Here is a 16,931-nt window from a genome sequence, read left to right as displayed (position 1 = left end):
CTATAACTTTTAATAAAATGAGAAGAACGGTTATAAGATAACTGATATTGATAAAACCAATAGCCATAGGGAATATTTATACTCGCTGTATAGCCTCTATAATAATGTGAATGTAATAAATCTGTATTACTGTTTAAGGAGAGATCCCACTGCTCTCCAAATCCAAATAACGAATCTATTGTTGTGGTATTCGTCAGTAAAATTTCACCTGTTGCTTTTGAACCTGAATTATCAATAGTAAGTTGATTTCTGAAAGGATGCGTTTTGTTTTTCTTATAAATAAAAATAGTCGAGTATCCTATCCTGTCACTAGGTTGAATATCTAATCTATATTGTGATGTTGTTAATCGATTTAGTTGTTCAAGCCCATGCTCTAACTCACGTAAATTAAGTCGTTTATCTTGATATGAAGGAAATAGAATATCAACCATGGGGGAAGTCATATTATCAATAAAGATTGATTTTATCTTTCCTTCAATTACGTTAATGGTTAATTGATGATTTGAGAGATCTTGATCGGCAATAAAAGCTTGTGAAGTAATATAGCCTTTTTCAATATACGCATTAGTCATTGATTTAATGATATGTTGCATATCACTTAATGTTAAACATTTATTTATATATTTAGATATTAATTCTTTTTGTGCCTTATTAGTTAATAAACCATTCCTTTCTATTTTTATTTCATTAATTAAGAAGCAATTATTTACATTATTATTTATTTCTGCAAAAGTTATCTTACTTATCGTTAATAAAAATAGCGCCATTAATCCTAATAAATAGTTAACATATTCCATTTTAATGTTATTCATATAAACGAGTCCTTATGTTTTTATTAAAATAACATAAATAATCTTGCCCATCTTTTATCTTTTTTATTCTCTCTGCACTATTTTTACTTAAGCGATCAGCAACAAATATTGACAAGTTTTAATTAAACCGATATTGGTAAGTATTCTACTTGTAATAAAAACAAGGATAATAATAATGAAGTACTTGCAACTCACAAAAACACAGTTTCGCTTAAGTGATACACTCTGCTTGCATATCGATGATTTAACTATCAATGAAGGAGAAAGTTGGGCATTCGTTGGTAGCAATGGTAGTGGTAAAACGGCGCTCGCTAATACATTATGCCAAGAGGGGATTTTATTATCGGGTGAGCTTATTAATAGGTTTACTCGTCCTATTAATCTCTCTTTTGAAAAATTACAAAAAATGATAGAGGAAGAGTGGCTGCGTAACAATACAGACTTATTAAGTGAAGATGAGGATGATACGGGATTAACCGTGGCTCAGGTGATCCAAATGCAGGTAAAAGATAATGATCGCTGCCTGTTATTAGCAAAACAATTTGGTATTGATGCACTTTTATCAAGGCGTTTTAAATATCTTTCAACGGGAGAGTCTCGTAAGGTACTGCTTATTCAGTTATTGATGAATAAACCTGATCTATTAATTTTAGATGAGCCTTTTGATGGTTTAGATATTGACTCTCGTCGTACATTAAGTGAGTTACTTTCATCACTACATCAACAAAAGCTAACGATTGTTCTTATTTTAAATCGCTTTAATGATATTCCTGATTTTGTGCAAAATGCTGGCTTATTGATTGACTGTAAACTCGTGGCACAAGGTAAAAAAAGTGATATTTTATCAGACTCAGTAATTGCGCAATTATCTCACAGTGAAACACTTGAAAATCTGATCTTACCCGCCTCAGACTCCGTTGATGCAGTTCCTACCTTACCACCAACGCTTTCCCCTATTATACTTAAGGATGGCGTGGTCAGTTATAATGATAAACCTGTGCTCCATCACTTAACCTGGGAAGTTAAACCACAACAACATTGGCAAATATTAGGTCCTAATGGCGCAGGAAAATCGACCTTATTAAGCTTAATCACAGGAGATCATCCTCAGGGCTATAGCAATGATTTAACTCTATTTGGTCGTAAAAGAGGCAGTGGTGAAACCATTTGGGAGATCAAACGCCATATTGGTTATGTTAGTAATGCCTTACATCAAAGCTATCGCGTCTCTTCAAGTGTGAAAAATGTGATTATTTCTGGTTTTCATGACTCTATTGGTATTTATCAAGCCGTTACCGATAAACAGCAAAAATTAGCGGATGAATGGCTAACACTAATTGGTTTAACTGCACTCGCTAACCATCCTTTTCACTCACTTTCATGGGGACAACAGCGTCTAGTATTAATTGTAAGAGCATTGGTTAAACACCCGACATTATTGATCCTCGATGAACCACTACAAGGATTAGATACAACCAATAGACTATTAGTACAGCGCTTTATTGATATCATGATAAGCCATAGCAATACTCAACTACTGTTTGTCAGTCATCATCAAGAAGATGCACCTCACTGTATTACCCATCGGCTAATTTTTATTAAAGAAGGAGATATCTATCGTTACCAACAACAACCCTGTTAACTAGATATAGGCTATTTTTAAGGTAAGATACATCATCACACTGAAGAAAAGGGTATTTGTTATCGATAGATGGCGATGATTTTAACGATAGATTTAGAGAGCATATTTTTTACTGATAATTATCCAGAATCGGCTTTTCGTTTCTTTTCACCGATCCCGTTAAATTAATAGCTTGATCGATTAAGCAAAAGGTGTAATAACTGTGTAATATTTCATCAAACAATCGTCATTTTTGACATAATCCCCCTAGTTTTGTTAGTTATGTTTGGCGTTCTTGTTGATGATCCATATAATGATTGCAGTCCTGATTTTAAACTTATATTAAGAAAGTAATTATAGGAGTCTAAACTATGGCAGTAACTAAGCTTGTGCTAGTTCGACACGGTGAAAGTGTATGGAACAAAGAAAACCGTTTTACAGGCTGGACTGACGTTGAATTGTCAGATAAAGGCCGTAATGAAGCGCAAGAAGCAGGTAAACTGCTGAAGGCTGAAGGTTTTACTTTTGACTACGCATATACTTCTGTACTAAAACGTGCAATCCACACTCTGTGGAACATTCTTGATGAAGTTGATCAACAATGGCTGCCAGTAGAGAAAAGCTGGAAACTAAACGAACGTCACTACGGTGCATTACAAGGCTTAAACAAAGCTGAAACAGCTGAAAAATACGGTGACGAGCAAGTTAAACAATGGCGTCGTGGTTTTGCGGTTACCCCACCAGAGTTAACTAAAGATGATGATCGCTTCCCAGGTAAAGATCCACGTTATGCATCTTTAACTGAAGCTGAACTGCCATTAACAGAAAGCTTAGCGTTAACTATCGACCGTGTAACACCATATTGGGAAGAAGTGATTAAACCTCGCGTTGCTTCAGGTGATAAAGTGATTATTGCCGCTCACGGTAACTCACTGCGCGCTCTGGTTAAATACCTAGACAATATGAGTGAAGAAGAAATTCTTGAACTGAATATCCCAACAGCAGTACCTTTAGTTTACGAATTTGATGAAAATATGAAACCAATCAAACGTTACTACTTAGGTAATGCAGAAGAAATCGCAGCAAAAGCCGCGGCTGTTGCTAACCAAGGTAAAGCAAAATAATTTTACTTTGAATTAGATAAAAAAAATGCCACTTTTGAGTGGCATTTTTATTAATAAAAACAGACTATTATGATTTATTACGACGAGTAGCGACTGCATCGGCTAATTGGCGTAATAACGTTTCTGTATCATCCCACCCAATACAAGCATCTGTGACACTTTTACCGTATACCAAAGGTTCACCACTTTCTAATGATTGATTGCCCTCTTCTAAATGACTTTCAACCATTACACCAATTAAAGCTTTTTCTCCTGCGCTAATTTGTTGGCAAATATCGGCACCGACCTCCATTTGTTTCTTAAATTGTTTACAGCTATTGGCGTGGCTAAAATCAACCATAACATTTTGGGGTAATCCTGCTTTTTTCAGACCTTCTTTTACGGCAGCAACATGTTCTGCACTGTAATTAGGCTCTTTACCGCCCCGTAAAATAATATGGCAATCTTTATTCCCTGCAGTACGAACTATCGCTGAGTGACCCCATTTAGTTACCGATAAGAAACAGTGTGGAGAGCCTGCAGCATTGATGGCATCAATCGCCACTTTAATTGTGCCATCTGTGCCATTTTTAAAACCAACAGGACAAGATAGTCCGGAGGATAATTCTCTATGCACTTGAGATTCTGTTGTTCGAGCACCAATGGCTCCCCAACTCATCAAATCAGCGACATATTGTGGGGTTATCATATCTAAAAACTCGCCAGCCGTTGGTAATCCACTATCATTGATGGTTAATAGCAAACGACGAGCAATGCGTAATCCTTCATTAATATCAAAGGTACAGTCCATATGTGGATCATTTATCAGCCCTTTCCAACCGACTGTGGTACGTGGTTTTTCAAAATAAACTCGCATCACAATTTCAAGTTTATCTTTCAGCTCTTCTCTTAATAAATTTAAACGCTGAGCATATTCCAGTGCCGCGTTAGGATCATGAATAGAGCAAGGCCCAATCACCACTAATAGGCGATCATCTTTTCCAGCAAGGATTTGATGAATAGCTTCACGGGCATGACGAACTGTAAACGCCGCATTGTCAGTGGCTGGAAACTTTTCCAATAATGCCACTGGCGGTAAAAGTTCATTGATTTGTGTTATTTTAAGATCATCATTCTGGTAATTCATTCCCGTGTTCCACTCTATTATTATCTAGTCAATATGATTTCTGTTTCTTCAATCTAACCATTCGTTTTCTCTCTGTAAACACCCTTAAGAGTCTAAACAGACCATGACGGTAGATAACAAAAATATCGAAAACAAGTAATAGCACCATTAAGTAAAATAATGATTTGAAATTGCCTAGAATAGAAGAATAAACACAACGAATAGCAAGGCTGGAGAGAAATATAACTCTACCAGCCTTTTTTATTATGAGAGATAATTATTTTTGTTTGAATGCTTTGCTGATTTGATCCACAAACGAGAGCCATTAATAGCGATAGCCAATAAGATGATATATTCAATAGACATGGCATAAACACCCTGTTTATAAAATATAACAATACTAATGACATTAATAACAGACCAAATTAACCAGTTTTCTACCAATTTGCGTGTCATTAAGATCATAGCCACAATGGAGAGTACCGTCATTGTTGAATCCCAGAATGGGTAAGCATCTGGCTCGATAGCAGGTGTGGCTAAATTTGCCCCGAAGACATTTAAGATATCAACAGCAATAACTGCTAAATAGCCAAAAACGGTATCAATATTAAACGTTAGCGCAATAATGGCAGCAATGGAGACAATGATTAATACGATTTGTTGGCCCGGCTTTAACCAACGTATTTTCAATTCTGCTTGTTCAAAATCATTCACTCTACTCCATGCATACCAACCATAAATATTGGCAGCAAAGAAGAAAATTTGTAGCAGTAGACTGGCATATAACTGGATCTGGAAAAAAATAATGGCGAATAAAGTGACATTAATTAACCCAAATAAATAGTTAATGATCTTTTCCTGGCTCGCAAGCCATATACATAATAATCCAGCAATAGTCCCTATAGCTTCAATCCATGAGAGTGGATAGCCTTCTTTTCCTAATGGAATATTGACTAAAATATTATTGATACTAAACCAACTAATGACATCCATTTGACAACCCCGACTTAATCATAGAAAAAACAAATAAAATATGGGTTATTGCGACATTGTTGCAAAGTGATAAAGATATATATACATTCCTATCAATGATAGCACTTAGTTTAAAATATTAAACAAAATGCCATTTATTTACCATAAAAAACAAAAAGTGTTTTATATAATAAATATGCTATTTTTTTATTCATACTTACAACAAATAACTTTATCTACTATAACAACTAGAGAGAAATATGGAGCCAATCACCCGCTTAATCGATCACATGTTATCTTTTGCATTACTTGATCCTCGAATTGAGGCTGTGGTATTAACAGGCTCAGTGGGTCGTAATAAGAAGATAGACAGCTATTCTGATATTGATATAGAGCTTATTGGTCACGGTGCGACTGAGCTAGCAAAAAACCAACATTGGCTATCACAATTTGGTAAACACCTCGTCTCTTTAGCAACAGAATGTGAAGATCCGAACGGCATTCGCTGGCCAATCTATTTGCACGTATTAGCTCAAGGCCGAAAAATGGATATTTTGATGGCAGAGCCTGAAAGAATTATCAATATGAAACAAAATGGTCTAAGTCCAGTTTATCAACGAGGCTATCGTGTTTTACTTGATAAAACAGGTTTATGTGACCAACTTCCAGAAATTAGCACTGTGACTCCCCCAGCTCTTTCCATAGAGCAAGCTGATGCCTTGGCTCAAGAGTTTTGGTTTGAAGCCACACAAATCGCTATAGCTATCTTACGTAATGAATTTTGGTTCGCTGAATATCGTATGAGTGATATAAGGGAATGGTTGATCCGTTTACTAGAGCAAGTTGCTCTGCAAACATCAACACAAGATGTCTGGTATCAAGGCAAAAACTTACGGGAGTGGTTACCTAAGTTTTACTCATTACGTTCATTAGAAAGCACACTGGCTATGAGTACCCCTTATGAAGCAGCGGCTGCATTAAGTATTATCATGGCTTTTTTTATTGATGCATCAAAGCGTTTTGGTTTGTCGATAGAAAAGGCAACACAAGCTCAAACACTTATTAGCGATTGGTTTATTGATAATGAACTATTAACTGAAAATGAATATTACCAAATAACCACTTCCATTATTTGTCATTATCCAACTTAAGTGAGATCAGATAGTTTTTTCAGCAATGGAGAAGCTATCTATTTACATCCTCTATTTGAGTAACTCGAGTAATAAATACAAAAACGAGTTATAGAGAGCATTTTTAGATAGAATGAGAATGGCGTGTGATAAAAGACTAGAAAAGCATATTGAAATGGTGGGTCGTGGGCGACTCGAACGCCCGACCAATTGATTAAAAGTCAACTGCTCTACCGACTGAGCTAACGACCCATTTCATAAAATGGTATGTAAATTCGAAAATGGTGGGTCGTGGGCGACTCGAACGCCCGACCAATTGATTAAAAGTCAACTGCTCTACCGACTGAGCTAACGACCCTTTTCGAACTCGCCACATTCTCTGTGGCAACGGCGGGTAATAATACTGATTTAATGTTATTGTGCAACGTTTTTTTTCAAAAAAACATTCAAACGCTGAAAAAACAATCAGTTAACCCCGAAAATGTAACATTCACATTACGGGGCCAATAATTATAGTGCTGCTAACTGCTTTTGTGCTAATTTTGCACCAGCACTGTTTGGATATTGCTTAACCACTTGTTGATAAATAGCTTTCGCATTATCCTTTTGCCCTTTCTCTTGCATAATAAGCCCTATCTTATAAAAGGCCTCACTTGCTTTTTGAGATTTTGGATAATTTTTCACAACAATAGCAAAAGTACTCGCAGCCTGATCTTTATTACCTTTTAGATAATACATTTGCCCCAACCAAAATTGAGCATTTGATTGATAGCTAGACTTCGGATAACTTTTAATAAAGTTGTTTAATGCAACAATTGCCTTATCGTAATCTTTTGAATTCAATACAATATCAATTGCCGCGTTATAATCGGCTTTTTCATCACCTGTTGACGACGAACTCGTACTTGTATCAGATGTTGAAGGTACATTGCCACCCGTTGAAGCCTCATCCGTTGTTGGTGCTGAGTTGCCACCATTTAGGCTATCTAATTGTTGATAGATATTACGTTGACGCTCTACAACTTGGTTTAACTGGTATTGATTTTCCTGAATTTGACCACGCAACATATCAATATCGCGTTGAGAATCTGCGAGTTGTTGCTGTAATTGGGTCAAAAGCTGACTATGAGCATTAGAGATACGCTCAAGTTGGGCGAGTCGTTCATCAGTAGAGCCTGAACCGATATTACTGATTGGCGCTTGGGCAATAGCGGCTACAGGAGCCGCTACGCCAACCAGTAACAACAGACTCATCAATAAAGGTCTGAAGTTACTGTTGTTCATGCCGTTCTCTTAGTAAACCAGTACTGCACGACGGTTTTTCGCATAAGCGGCTTCGTCATGACCCAGTACAGCAGGTTTTTCTTTACCGTAAGATACGATTGATAATTGATCAGCTGATACGCCTTTACCTTGCAGATACATTTTAACTGCGTTTGCACGACGTTCGCCTAACGCGATGTTGTATTCTGGAGTACCACGTTCGTCAGCATGACCTTCGATAGTAATGCGTACTGAAGGGTTAGCACGCAGGAATGCAGCGTGAGCATCTAACAGTTGAGCATATTCTGAAGTAACGTCATATTTATCAAAACCGAAGTAAACAATGTTAGTTTGTTTCAGTTGTTCTAATTGCTGACGTGCTAATTCTTCAGCAGTAGGGCCTTGCTCAGTAACAGGTACATTGTTGCTTGTATCTGTTTGATCGTCGTTTTTGTTTGAGCTACATGCTGCAACAGCAACGAGTGGTAATGCTAACATCAACCCTTTAAACACTTTGTTTAATTGCATCTCTAATTGTTCCTTTATTTGTTTGCCATACATAATTCTTATGCATCACATAAACGGAGACCAGGCAGGTGATTTAACCTGACCATCAGTCGCCGGAAGACGCGCTTTGAAACGTCCATCAGTCGATACTAGTCGCAAAATGGTTCCTAAGCCTTGAGTGGAGCTATAAATAACCATAGTGCCGTTAGGCGCGATGCTTGGCGTTTCATCCAGAAACGTATCTGTTAAATATTGAACAGCATTCGTTTCTAGATCCTGCTTAGCGATATGTTGCCTACCGCTTTCAGAACTCACCATAACTAAGAAACTACCATCAGGACTTACTGCAGGATTTTGGTTTTGTTTTCCTTCCCAAGTAATACGTTCTGGCGTTCCTCCGTTAATATTAATTTTATAAATTTGAGGACGTCCGCCTTGATCCGAAGTATAGACCAAAGTCTGTCCATCAGGCATCCAAGTCGGTTCTGTATTATTACTTCTACCATTGGTTACCTGTGTCATATTGCCACTGGCTAAATCCATTACATAAAGATTTAGACTACCGCTTTTTGACAGTGCAAAGGCTAATTTAGAGCCATCTGGAGAAAAAGCAGGTGCACCATTATGTCGAGGGAAAGAAGCGATTTGACGCACTTCCCCCGTTGCTAATGTCTGTACAACTAAAGCAGATTGACCACTTTCAAATGTGACATATGCTAGTTTAGCACCATCAGGAGACCAAGCGGGTGACATTAATGGCTGTGATGAACGATAAACGCGATCTTGATTAAATCCATCATAGTCAGATACACGTAATTCATATGGATAAGCGCCACCATTAGTCACAACGACATAAGCAATACGGGTACGGAACGCACCACGAATGCCAGTTAATTTTTCAAAGATTTCATCACTGGCGGTATGAGCAGCATATCGTAACCATTTATTGCTGATTTTATACTCACTTTGCGCTAAAACCGCTCCCGGAGAGCCAGCAACATCAACTAATTGATAGCTAACAACATATTGACCATCTGCCGAGGGCTGAACACGCCCTACAACCACTGAATCAATACCTAATGCTGTCCAGAGTGCAGGTTGAACCTCAGAAGCGGTAACGGGTTGTTGAGGCAAACGATTCATATCAATAGGGTTAAATTTACCACTATTTCGTAAATCAGCCGCAATCACTCCAGCAATATCTTCTGGCATTTGACCTGTGCCTTCCCATTTAAAAGGAACAACACCAATAGGGCGTGCAGTATTCACCCCTTGTGTAATTTCAATGCGAACTTCTGCATTAGCGAGCGTTGTAACGCATAATATCAAAAGTCCGAAAATAACATTTAATGCCTGCTTCATCATGTCTCCCTTTTATTATTGCGGTTATTGCGCAATAACGCACAGAATAGTAACAAACGCTTTTAAACAACACCATACAACACATCAATAACATTCTAAAATAGAGATAAATTAATGTATGTTTTCCTACTATCAGACAGTTTTATGGCTTAAACTCAATTGTTGGTGATTTTACTTGTTCGTAAATATCTTTCGGTGGCTTAGGCAATGTTGCCATTTTAGCCGCTTGTAATGCAACTTGGCATAAAGCCGGATCACCGCCTACCGCTTTTGCACTTACTAACATACCGTCTGGTGCAATACTTATTTTAAGGTCACATTTACGACCTTTATATAAATCAGAATCAAAAAACTTCTGTTCGATGGCAACTTTTACTTGCCCAGTATAGCGATCAATGCCCGCAGCATTTGCCCCAGAGCGATTACCACCACCTTGACCTGCTGCAGAAGCCCCCGATTGTTTATCGCCTTGAGCAACTAATCCATCGAGTAGACTATCAACCGCTTTACTTTGTTGCTGTGCAGCGGCTTTCGCTTTAGCTTCCGCTGCTGCTTTGGCTTTAGCTTCTGCGGCTGCTTTCGCTTTTGCATCAGCCTCTGCTTTCGCTTTAGCATCGGCTTCAGCCTTCGCTTTTGCCTCAGCTTCTGCTTTTGCCTTCGCTTCTTCTGCTTTCTGTTTCGCTGCTAATTCTGCTTGTTTCTTCGCTTCTGCCTCTGCTTTGGCTTTCGCATCAGCTTGCTCTTTTAAAATACGATCGCGTTCAGCTTTAGCTTGTGCGGCAGCTTCTTCAGCCTGCTTTTGCTCTTCTTTCGCTTTAGCAGCGGCGGTGGCCGCTTCACGACGTTGAGCTTCTGCAGCCTCTTTTGCTTGCAAACGTTCCACTTCTAACGCTTTTAAACGTTCTTGTTCTTTAATTTGTTGTTGGCGTAGCTCTTCTTCTTGTTGCTGCGCCCGCGCTTTACGTTCTTGTTCTGCTTTTTGGACATTAGCTTGTTGCGCCTTTTGCTGATTATACTCTTGTACTACCGCATTAGGGTCAACCATAATAGCATCAATAACTTGCCCATCAGATCCACCGCCACCGCCTAAATTCCATTTCTGAGTTAACGATCCCCAGATAAGCAAAGCGATGATCAGTAAATGCAAGACAGTAGACAAGATAACTGAACCGCTCAATTTACTTCGGATTGGTTTCGTCTTCTTTCCCACGCTATTATCCAAACTTATTTCAGCCTACTAAAGAGGCTGAGTCATTAAACCGACAGACTTAACACCCGCTTGACGTAACATGTTGAGTGCTTTAATTATCTCATCATAAGGAACATCTTTAGCGCCACCAATAAGAAAGACCGCTTTCGGGTTTTTTTCTAATTGTCGTTTTGCTTCAGCCATAATCTGTTCTTGAGGTAAAAGCTCTAAAACCTCTTGTTCAACACGGATATTATATTGCCCCACTCCAGCAACTTCGACAATTACAGGCGGGTTATCACTGGTTGAAACAGTCTGTGTTTCTGTTGCTTGTGGAAGATCAACCTCAACACTTTGTGAAATAATTGGCGCTGTTGCCATAAAAATCAGCAAAAGCACCAATAACACATCAAGCAAAGGTACTATATTAATTTCTGATTTTACGCCTCGGCGGCTACTGCGACCTCGTGCCATCAGCTCTCTCCTTTTGCGTTAACTATTTCTTTTCTGCGGAGACAAAAGCTTGGCGATGTAAAATCGTCAGGAACTCTTCCATAAAGTTATCGTAACTTTGTTCCAACTTATTTACACGTTGCGTAAAGCGGTTATAAGCCATAACTGCGGGGATGGCCGCAAATAAACCAATGGCTGTTGCAATCAACGCTTCAGCAATACCGGGTGCCACCATCTGTAAAGTTGCCTGTTTAACGCTACCTAAAGCGATAAATGCATGCATAATCCCCCATACCGTACCGAATAAGCCAATATAAGGACTAATTGACCCCACCGTACCTAAAAAAGGAATATGCGTTTCTAAGGACTCTAATTCACGATTAAATGAAACACGCATTGCACGGGAAGCCCCATTAACAACGGCATCGGGTGCATGAACATTCGCTTGATGTAGTCGTGCAAACTCTTTAAAACCAGAATGAAAAATTTGTTCTGCCCCTGATAACTCGTCACGACGAGCTTGGCTTTCTTTATATAGACGAGCCAAATCAGTGCCTGACCAGAATTTATCTTCAAAATCTGCCGCTTCACGATCTGCTGCATTCAATACTTTCGTACGTTGAATAATGATCGCCCATGAGGCAATAGAAAATCCGATTAATAACAACATGATCAACTTAACTAAAAGCCCCGCTTTTAGAAAGAGATCGATAACATTCATGTCAGCCACTACTTAAACTCCGCGATAATGGACTTAGGAAGCCCTACAGGCTTCATTTTTAATGAATCAACGCAGACAACTAATACATCTGCCCTACACAGTACCACACCATCTTGATTGATAAGCTTTTGAGAAAATGTCATTGATGCACCACGTAATGTAGTAATTTCACTTTCTACTTTCAGAAGCTCATCGAGCCGTGCTGGCGCAATATAGTCAATGGTTAATTTACGCACAACAAACGCAACATGATCATACTCCCGTAAATCATGCTGATAAAAACCTTTTTCTCTGAGTAATTCTGTTCTTGCACGTTCAAAATATTTTAAATAACTGGCATGATAGACCACACCACCGGCATCAGTATCTTCGTAATAGACACGAACTGGCCAAAGAAACCGCATAATTCCGTCCTTACATTCCTTGAGTAATCCCATAAATAATTAAGCTATAGATTTGTTAACTATACTTAAGAGGTGCCTCTAAGGGAATCATAGTAACGTAAAGAATAGAAAACACCGTTTTCAGACGCCAATCATAAACTCTTCTTTGCAACACGCAATATGCTTTAGCGCCTGAATAGAAAAAATATTTTTATTAGTTCAGCATTAAAATGCTTGCTAATTAACAATTAATAGTTTAGCACTCTGATTCAAACTTTTTCCCAACCAATAAAAAAACCAGTCTTATTACTGGTTTTTTATTAAAATCAATCAATTATCTAATACAGGTGTTTCATGCAAGTAATACCACTGCCATTGACAATCTAGAGACGTGCGTCTCAAAACCACCACAGATTGACGGGTGAGAATCTTCTTATTTTCATAATCAACTCTCCCCTCTTTACCAAATAGTTAGATTAGCAAACTCCTCAGCCATAACCTCTTTATGTTTACCATATATACATGCCACCTATTGAATATATGCAAAAAAATAGACTAATTTATTGATTTTCTAAATTCAAAAAAGAGAGGATCAGTACAGTAAAAAGTGTGGATTATGTTAACTAATTGATATAAAGAATAAAAACACCTTATTCCCTACTGATATTTCACTGCAGAAATAAGGCATTTTGATTAGAAGAAGAAATAATATAGCCCTACAACTAAAATAATAATGGCGGGAATGGGATGTAATAGATATTGCGCTACGACATGTTTAGGACGATAGGCTAAGCCAAAAACCGCTCCTGCACATACAGCCCAAATCAGTAATATTCCTTGCCAAATCGCTAATGAGCTTGTATTAGCCGCGAATCGACTCGGATCCCACATAACACAAAATGCCATTGCTAGAGCCATGATTAAAACAAGAGCCCTAATTGGGCCCTTGTTAAGTAGTTGGTAACTTTTATCCAACATTATTCTTCACTTTCTGAAGTTTTTTTCGCTTCAGCGTGCTCATAAGCCAGTCCTGCGATCACCGCAATACTACAAGCGAAGAGTGTGCCGAGAAGCCATGCAAAATACCACATTCTCTATGCTCCTTAGTAAAGAGTATGATTATTGCCTTCGATAAATTTCTTATCGAGGCGACCATGCATTTTCCAGTAACACCAGATAGTGTAGAGGAGAACGATAGGTACAAAGATAATCGCGACTACTGTCATCACTTGTAAAGTGAACAGGCTTGAAGTTGCATCCCAAATTGTCAAGCTTACATCAGGGAATGTGCTTGATGGCATAATGAATGGGAACAGGGTTACACCAAACGTTAGGATAACACAAGCAATAGTCAGTGAAGTGAACAGGAATGCCCAAGCTCCTTTGTTTGCTTTAGTTGCAACAACCGCTAATAAAGGACTTAACAGACCTAATGCCGGTAAGATCCATAAAATAGGATAGTTGTTGTAGTTCGTCATCCAAGCGCCAGCTTCGTGAGAAACTGTTTTCAACAACGGAGAAGAAGGACCCGCAGTATCAACCGCACTAGTGATAATAAAGCCATCAATACCGTAGATTAACCACACGCCTGCTAATGCAAAAGCAATAAAAGTGATTAAAGAGGTAATGTAAGTTGCTTTACGAGTACGCTCATGCAGCTCACCGGTAGTACGCATTTGAAGATAGCTAGCACCCTGTGCCACAATCATCATTAAGCTAATAACACCAGCTAATAAACCATATGGGTTTAATAGGCTTAACAGGTTAATTAGTGCGTTAGTTGTACCATTATAAGATACACGTTGCATGCTATCGACTTCTAATGGAACACCTTGTAACAGGTTACCAAAAGCAACACCGATAACTAATGGTGGAACAAAGCTACCAATAAAGATACCCCAATCCCACATACCACGCCATTTTGGTGATTCTAATTTAGAACGGTAGTCAAAACCTACTGGACGGAAGAATAATGCCGCCAGTACGAAGATCATACCAAAATAGAAACCAGAAAATGCCGCAGCATATACCATTGGCCATGCAGCGAATAATGCACCACCGGCAGTGATTAACCAAACTTGGTTACCATCCCAGTGAGGTGCAACAGAGTTAATTAAAATACGGCGTTCTGTGTCATCTTTTGCAATGACGCGCAATAACACACCAACACCCATATCAAAACCATCGGTGACCGCAAAGCCGATCAGTAAGATACCAATCAGTAGCCACCAAACAAACCGCAATACTTCATAATCAAACATAGTGGACTCCTGTGTTACTTACTTTGTGCAGAAGAAGCTGTCTTCTGTTCAAAGTGATAGCGACCCGTTTTCAGACTACTTGGGCCAAGGCGACCAAATTTGAACATCAGGAACATTTCGGCAACGAGGAACAGAGTATACAGACCGCAGATAAGTCCCATAGAAACGAGAATATCAGCCTGTGTCAGTGAAGAAGTTGCTACAGCCGTAGGCAAGATTTCACCAATCGCCCATGGTTGACGTCCATATTCTGCAACAAACCAGCCTGCTTCAACAGCAATCCATGGTAATGGAATACTAAACAGCGCAGCACGCAGTAACCATTTGTAGTTACCGATACGATTAGACAGAACAGTCCAGAAAGAGATCGCAACAACCAATAACATCAGGAAGCCGGCAGCAACCATGATACGGAATGACCAGAAAAGTGGTGCGACGTTAGGAATAGAGTCTTTTGCAGCTGACTTAATTTGTTCTTCAGTTGCATCAGAAACATTTTCAGTATAACGCTTCAATAATAGACCGTAGCCTAAGTCTTTTTTAGACTCATTGAATGCAGCTCGTACGGCAGGATCAGTATTACCTGAACGTAGTTCAGTTAATAGGTCATACGCCTTCATACCATTACGAATACGCACTTCATGCTGGCTCATCAGATCATGCAGACCTAATACCGGCGTATCAAAAGAGCGCGTTGTGATGATCCCCATTACATATGGAATTTCAATAGCAAATGAGTTTTCCATTTTTTCTTGATTAGGGAATGCAATCAAGTTAAAGGAAGCTGGCGCAGGCTGTGTGTGCCACTCACCTTCAATAGCAGCCAATTTGGTTTTTTGTACGTCCCCCATTTCATAACCAGATTCATCACCCAGTACGATAACAGATAATACCGCTGCGATACCAAAGGTTGCCGCAACAGCGAAAGAACGTTTTGCAAAACCGATATCACGACCTTTGAGTAGGTAGTAAGAGCTGATACCTAAAACAAAGAATGCACCAGTACAGTAACCTGCAGCAACGGTGTGAACAAATTTCACCTGAGCGACTGGGTTTAAGACCAGATCAGCAAAACTCAACATTTCCATTCGCATGGTTTCAAAGTTGAAGTCTGCAGCAACAGGGTTTTGCATCCAACCATTTGCGACTAAGATCCACAGTGCAGAGAAGTTAGAACCGAAGGCAACTAACCAAGTTACCATTAAGTGTTGCTTCTTGCCTAAACGATCCCAACCGAAGAAGAATAATCCGACGAAAGTTGATTCTAAGAAGAATGCCATCAGACCTTCGATTGCTAAAGGCGCACCGAAGATATCACCAACGTAATGAGAGAAATATGACCAGTTAGTACCAAATTGGAACTCCATGGTCAAACCAGTTGCGACACCCAGAGCAAAGTTAATACCGAATAACTTACCCCAGAACTTTGTCATATCTTTGTAAACTTGTTTACCTGACAGGACATATATCGTTTCCATGATTGCCAGCATAAACGCCATACCGAGCGTTAATGGGACAAACAGGAAGTGATACATCGCTGTTAAGGCAAACTGTAACCGTGACAGTTCGACAATATCAAACATCTTGACTCCTTGCTCCTAGCAGGAAGACACCGACTTGCGGCAACCCGACTTTAATTAATAAATAAAGCCTCATAACTACCAGCAATAAATGCCTCTAAAAACAACAACGAATATTAAAGACCAAAAACACAATACCTTACAAATAGTACGCCTATATTTACATATAATAAATATATTTTGCGTGACCCAGATTTGAATTCTGAGCTTAGGTCAACAATACGACTTTTAGGTTAGTAACAGCATATTTGATCGTGTGCCAATTTAAGCATATTTAGAAAATTTTTCCACAATTAATAACTTGACCCACATCAAAAAAACACTTTAATGTTAACTAGTTGCGAATAAATTACCCAATAGTTACCGTAATGTTAATTTACTGTTGGTTTTATTTTTAAGTATAATTTACCTCCCATTAATTTCCATAATAAAATTAACTTTTTATTTT

The 16,931-nt window shown here is 38.7% G+C and carries 17 protein-coding genes and 2 tRNA genes; 3 read left to right on the top strand and 16 right to left on the bottom strand.

The window, feature by feature from the left end; genetic code table 11:
* The coding region (locus tag AACU98_RS04090) for a ShlB/FhaC/HecB family hemolysin secretion/activation protein (RefSeq protein ID WP_161735588.1) at positions 1 to 812 on the bottom strand (812 nt) is incomplete at its 3' end.
* 175 nt (positions 813 to 987) lie between these two features.
* Here AACU98_RS04090 and modF point away from each other — a divergent pair.
* Positions 988 to 2,454, top strand: coding sequence for a molybdate ABC transporter ATP-binding protein ModF (gene modF / locus AACU98_RS04085; RefSeq protein ID WP_004247554.1), 1,467 nt, complete (start codon positions 988 to 990; stop codon positions 2,452 to 2,454).
* A 350-nt stretch (positions 2,455 to 2,804) separates the two neighbouring features.
* The gene (gpmA, locus tag AACU98_RS04080) at positions 2,805 to 3,557 is read left to right on the top strand and encodes a 2,3-diphosphoglycerate-dependent phosphoglycerate mutase (RefSeq protein WP_004244443.1); all 753 of its coding nucleotides are present in this window, start codon (positions 2,805 to 2,807) and stop codon (positions 3,555 to 3,557) included.
* A 67-nt stretch (positions 3,558 to 3,624) separates the two neighbouring features.
* On the opposite strand, the gene aroG is transcribed toward gpmA, so the two are convergent.
* Entirely contained in the window at positions 3,625 to 4,683 is a 1,059-nt protein-coding gene (gene aroG / locus AACU98_RS04075; RefSeq protein WP_004244442.1) for a 3-deoxy-7-phosphoheptulonate synthase AroG, read from the bottom strand.
* 243 nt (positions 4,684 to 4,926) lie between these two features.
* The gene (pnuC, locus tag AACU98_RS04070) at positions 4,927 to 5,655 is read right to left on the bottom strand and encodes a nicotinamide riboside transporter PnuC (protein ID WP_004244441.1); all 729 of its coding nucleotides are present in this window, start codon (positions 5,653 to 5,655) and stop codon (positions 4,927 to 4,929) included.
* 239 nt (positions 5,656 to 5,894) lie between these two features.
* On the opposite strand from pnuC, the gene AACU98_RS04065 reads away from it, so the two are divergent.
* On the top strand, positions 5,895 to 6,785 hold the full coding sequence (locus AACU98_RS04065; RefSeq protein ID WP_161735586.1) for an aminoglycoside 6-adenylyltransferase: 891 nt from the start codon (positions 5,895 to 5,897) through the stop codon (positions 6,783 to 6,785).
* Between the two features lie 155 nt (positions 6,786 to 6,940).
* Here AACU98_RS04065 and AACU98_RS04060 read toward each other — a convergent pair.
* The 13 genes from AACU98_RS04060 to cydA all read right to left on the bottom strand — a co-directional run bounded on the left by AACU98_RS04060 (position 6,941) and on the right by cydA (position 16,486).
* A tRNA-Lys gene (locus AACU98_RS04060) sits at positions 6,941 to 7,016 on the bottom strand.
* Between the two features lie 30 nt (positions 7,017 to 7,046).
* Positions 7,047 to 7,122, bottom strand: a tRNA-Lys gene (locus AACU98_RS04055).
* A gap of 152 nt (positions 7,123 to 7,274) precedes the next feature.
* Entirely contained in the window at positions 7,275 to 8,048 is a 774-nt protein-coding gene (gene cpoB, locus AACU98_RS04050; RefSeq protein WP_004247552.1) for a cell division protein CpoB, read from the bottom strand.
* A gap of 9 nt (positions 8,049 to 8,057) precedes the next feature.
* Positions 8,058 to 8,555: a peptidoglycan-associated lipoprotein Pal gene (gene pal, locus AACU98_RS04045; RefSeq protein ID WP_004247551.1), complete on the bottom strand. Its 498-nt coding sequence runs from the start codon at positions 8,553 to 8,555 to the stop codon at positions 8,058 to 8,060.
* Between the two features lie 45 nt (positions 8,556 to 8,600).
* Positions 8,601 to 9,896 (bottom strand): Tol-Pal system beta propeller repeat protein TolB, encoded by a 1,296-nt coding sequence (gene tolB, locus AACU98_RS04040; protein WP_004244437.1) that lies wholly within the window; start codon positions 9,894 to 9,896, stop codon positions 8,601 to 8,603.
* A gap of 142 nt (positions 9,897 to 10,038) precedes the next feature.
* Positions 10,039 to 11,106, bottom strand: coding sequence for a cell envelope integrity protein TolA (gene tolA, locus AACU98_RS04035; protein WP_004244436.1), 1,068 nt, complete (start codon positions 11,104 to 11,106; stop codon positions 10,039 to 10,041).
* A gap of 27 nt (positions 11,107 to 11,133) precedes the next feature.
* Positions 11,134 to 11,559 (bottom strand): colicin uptake protein TolR, encoded by a 426-nt coding sequence (gene tolR / locus AACU98_RS04030; protein ID WP_004244435.1) that lies wholly within the window; start codon positions 11,557 to 11,559, stop codon positions 11,134 to 11,136.
* A 22-nt stretch (positions 11,560 to 11,581) separates the two neighbouring features.
* Entirely contained in the window at positions 11,582 to 12,268 is a 687-nt protein-coding gene (tolQ, locus tag AACU98_RS04025) for a Tol-Pal system protein TolQ (protein WP_004244434.1), read from the bottom strand.
* Entirely contained in the window at positions 12,268 to 12,663 is a 396-nt protein-coding gene (gene ybgC / locus AACU98_RS04020) for a tol-pal system-associated acyl-CoA thioesterase (RefSeq protein ID WP_004247549.1), read from the bottom strand. The genes tolQ and ybgC overlap by 1 nt, the downstream gene beginning before the upstream one ends.
* Positions 12,664 to 13,335: 672 nt before the next feature.
* Positions 13,336 to 13,620 carry a cyd operon protein YbgE gene (ybgE, locus tag AACU98_RS04015; protein WP_004244426.1) on the bottom strand — a complete coding sequence of 95 codons (285 nt, stop codon included), beginning with the start codon at positions 13,618 to 13,620 and terminating at the stop codon, positions 13,336 to 13,338.
* Positions 13,620 to 13,733, bottom strand: coding sequence for a cytochrome bd-I oxidase subunit CydX (gene cydX, locus AACU98_RS04010; RefSeq protein ID WP_004244425.1), 114 nt, complete (start codon positions 13,731 to 13,733; stop codon positions 13,620 to 13,622). The genes ybgE and cydX overlap by 1 nt, the downstream gene beginning before the upstream one ends.
* A gap of 12 nt (positions 13,734 to 13,745) precedes the next feature.
* On the bottom strand, positions 13,746 to 14,903 hold the full coding sequence (gene cydB / locus AACU98_RS04005) for a cytochrome d ubiquinol oxidase subunit II (RefSeq protein WP_004244423.1): 1,158 nt from the start codon (positions 14,901 to 14,903) through the stop codon (positions 13,746 to 13,748).
* Between the two features lie 14 nt (positions 14,904 to 14,917).
* On the bottom strand, positions 14,918 to 16,486 hold the full coding sequence (gene cydA, locus AACU98_RS04000; protein ID WP_004252190.1) for a cytochrome ubiquinol oxidase subunit I: 1,569 nt from the start codon (positions 16,484 to 16,486) through the stop codon (positions 14,918 to 14,920).
* Positions 16,487 to 16,931 lie beyond the last annotated feature (445 nt).

Origin of the sequence: Proteus sp. G4380 (assembly GCF_963885725.1) — a bacterium.
GTDB lineage: Bacteria > Pseudomonadota > Gammaproteobacteria > Enterobacterales > Enterobacteriaceae > Proteus > Proteus mirabilis.
Note: the sequence above shows the minus strand (reverse complement) of the source record. Positions and strands in the feature narration are given on the sequence as shown.

Bases quoted from the DNA above. Each gene is read 5' to 3' on its own strand.
- modF (WP_004247554.1), top strand. From the start codon at position 988: ATGAAGTACTTGCAACTCACAAAAACACAGTTTCGCTTAAGTGATACA.
- gpmA (WP_004244443.1), top strand. From the start codon at position 2,805: ATGGCAGTAACTAAGCTTGTGCTAGTTCGACACGGTGAAAGTGTATGG.
- aroG (WP_004244442.1), bottom strand. From the start codon at position 4,683: ATGAATTACCAGAATGATGATCTTAAAATAACACAAATCAATGAACTT.
- pnuC (WP_004244441.1), bottom strand. From the start codon at position 5,655: ATGGATGTCATTAGTTGGTTTAGTATCAATAATATTTTAGTCAATATT.
- AACU98_RS04065 (WP_161735586.1), top strand. From the start codon at position 5,895: ATGGAGCCAATCACCCGCTTAATCGATCACATGTTATCTTTTGCATTA.
- cpoB (WP_004247552.1), bottom strand. From the start codon at position 8,048: ATGAACAACAGTAACTTCAGACCTTTATTGATGAGTCTGTTGTTACTG.
- pal (WP_004247551.1), bottom strand. From the start codon at position 8,555: ATGCAATTAAACAAAGTGTTTAAAGGGTTGATGTTAGCATTACCACTC.
- tolB (WP_004244437.1), bottom strand. From the start codon at position 9,896: ATGAAGCAGGCATTAAATGTTATTTTCGGACTTTTGATATTATGCGTT.
- tolR (WP_004244435.1), bottom strand. From the start codon at position 11,559: ATGGCACGAGGTCGCAGTAGCCGCCGAGGCGTAAAATCAGAAATTAAT.
- ybgC (WP_004247549.1), bottom strand. From the start codon at position 12,663: ATGCGGTTTCTTTGGCCAGTTCGTGTCTATTACGAAGATACTGATGCC.
- ybgE (WP_004244426.1), bottom strand. From the start codon at position 13,620: ATGTTGGATAAAAGTTACCAACTACTTAACAAGGGCCCAATTAGGGCT.
- cydX (WP_004244425.1), bottom strand. From the start codon at position 13,733: ATGTGGTATTTTGCATGGCTTCTCGGCACACTCTTCGCTTGTAGTATT.
- cydB (WP_004244423.1), bottom strand. From the start codon at position 14,903: ATGTTTGATTATGAAGTATTGCGGTTTGTTTGGTGGCTACTGATTGGT.
- cydA (WP_004252190.1), bottom strand. From the start codon at position 16,486: ATGTTTGATATTGTCGAACTGTCACGGTTACAGTTTGCCTTAACAGCG.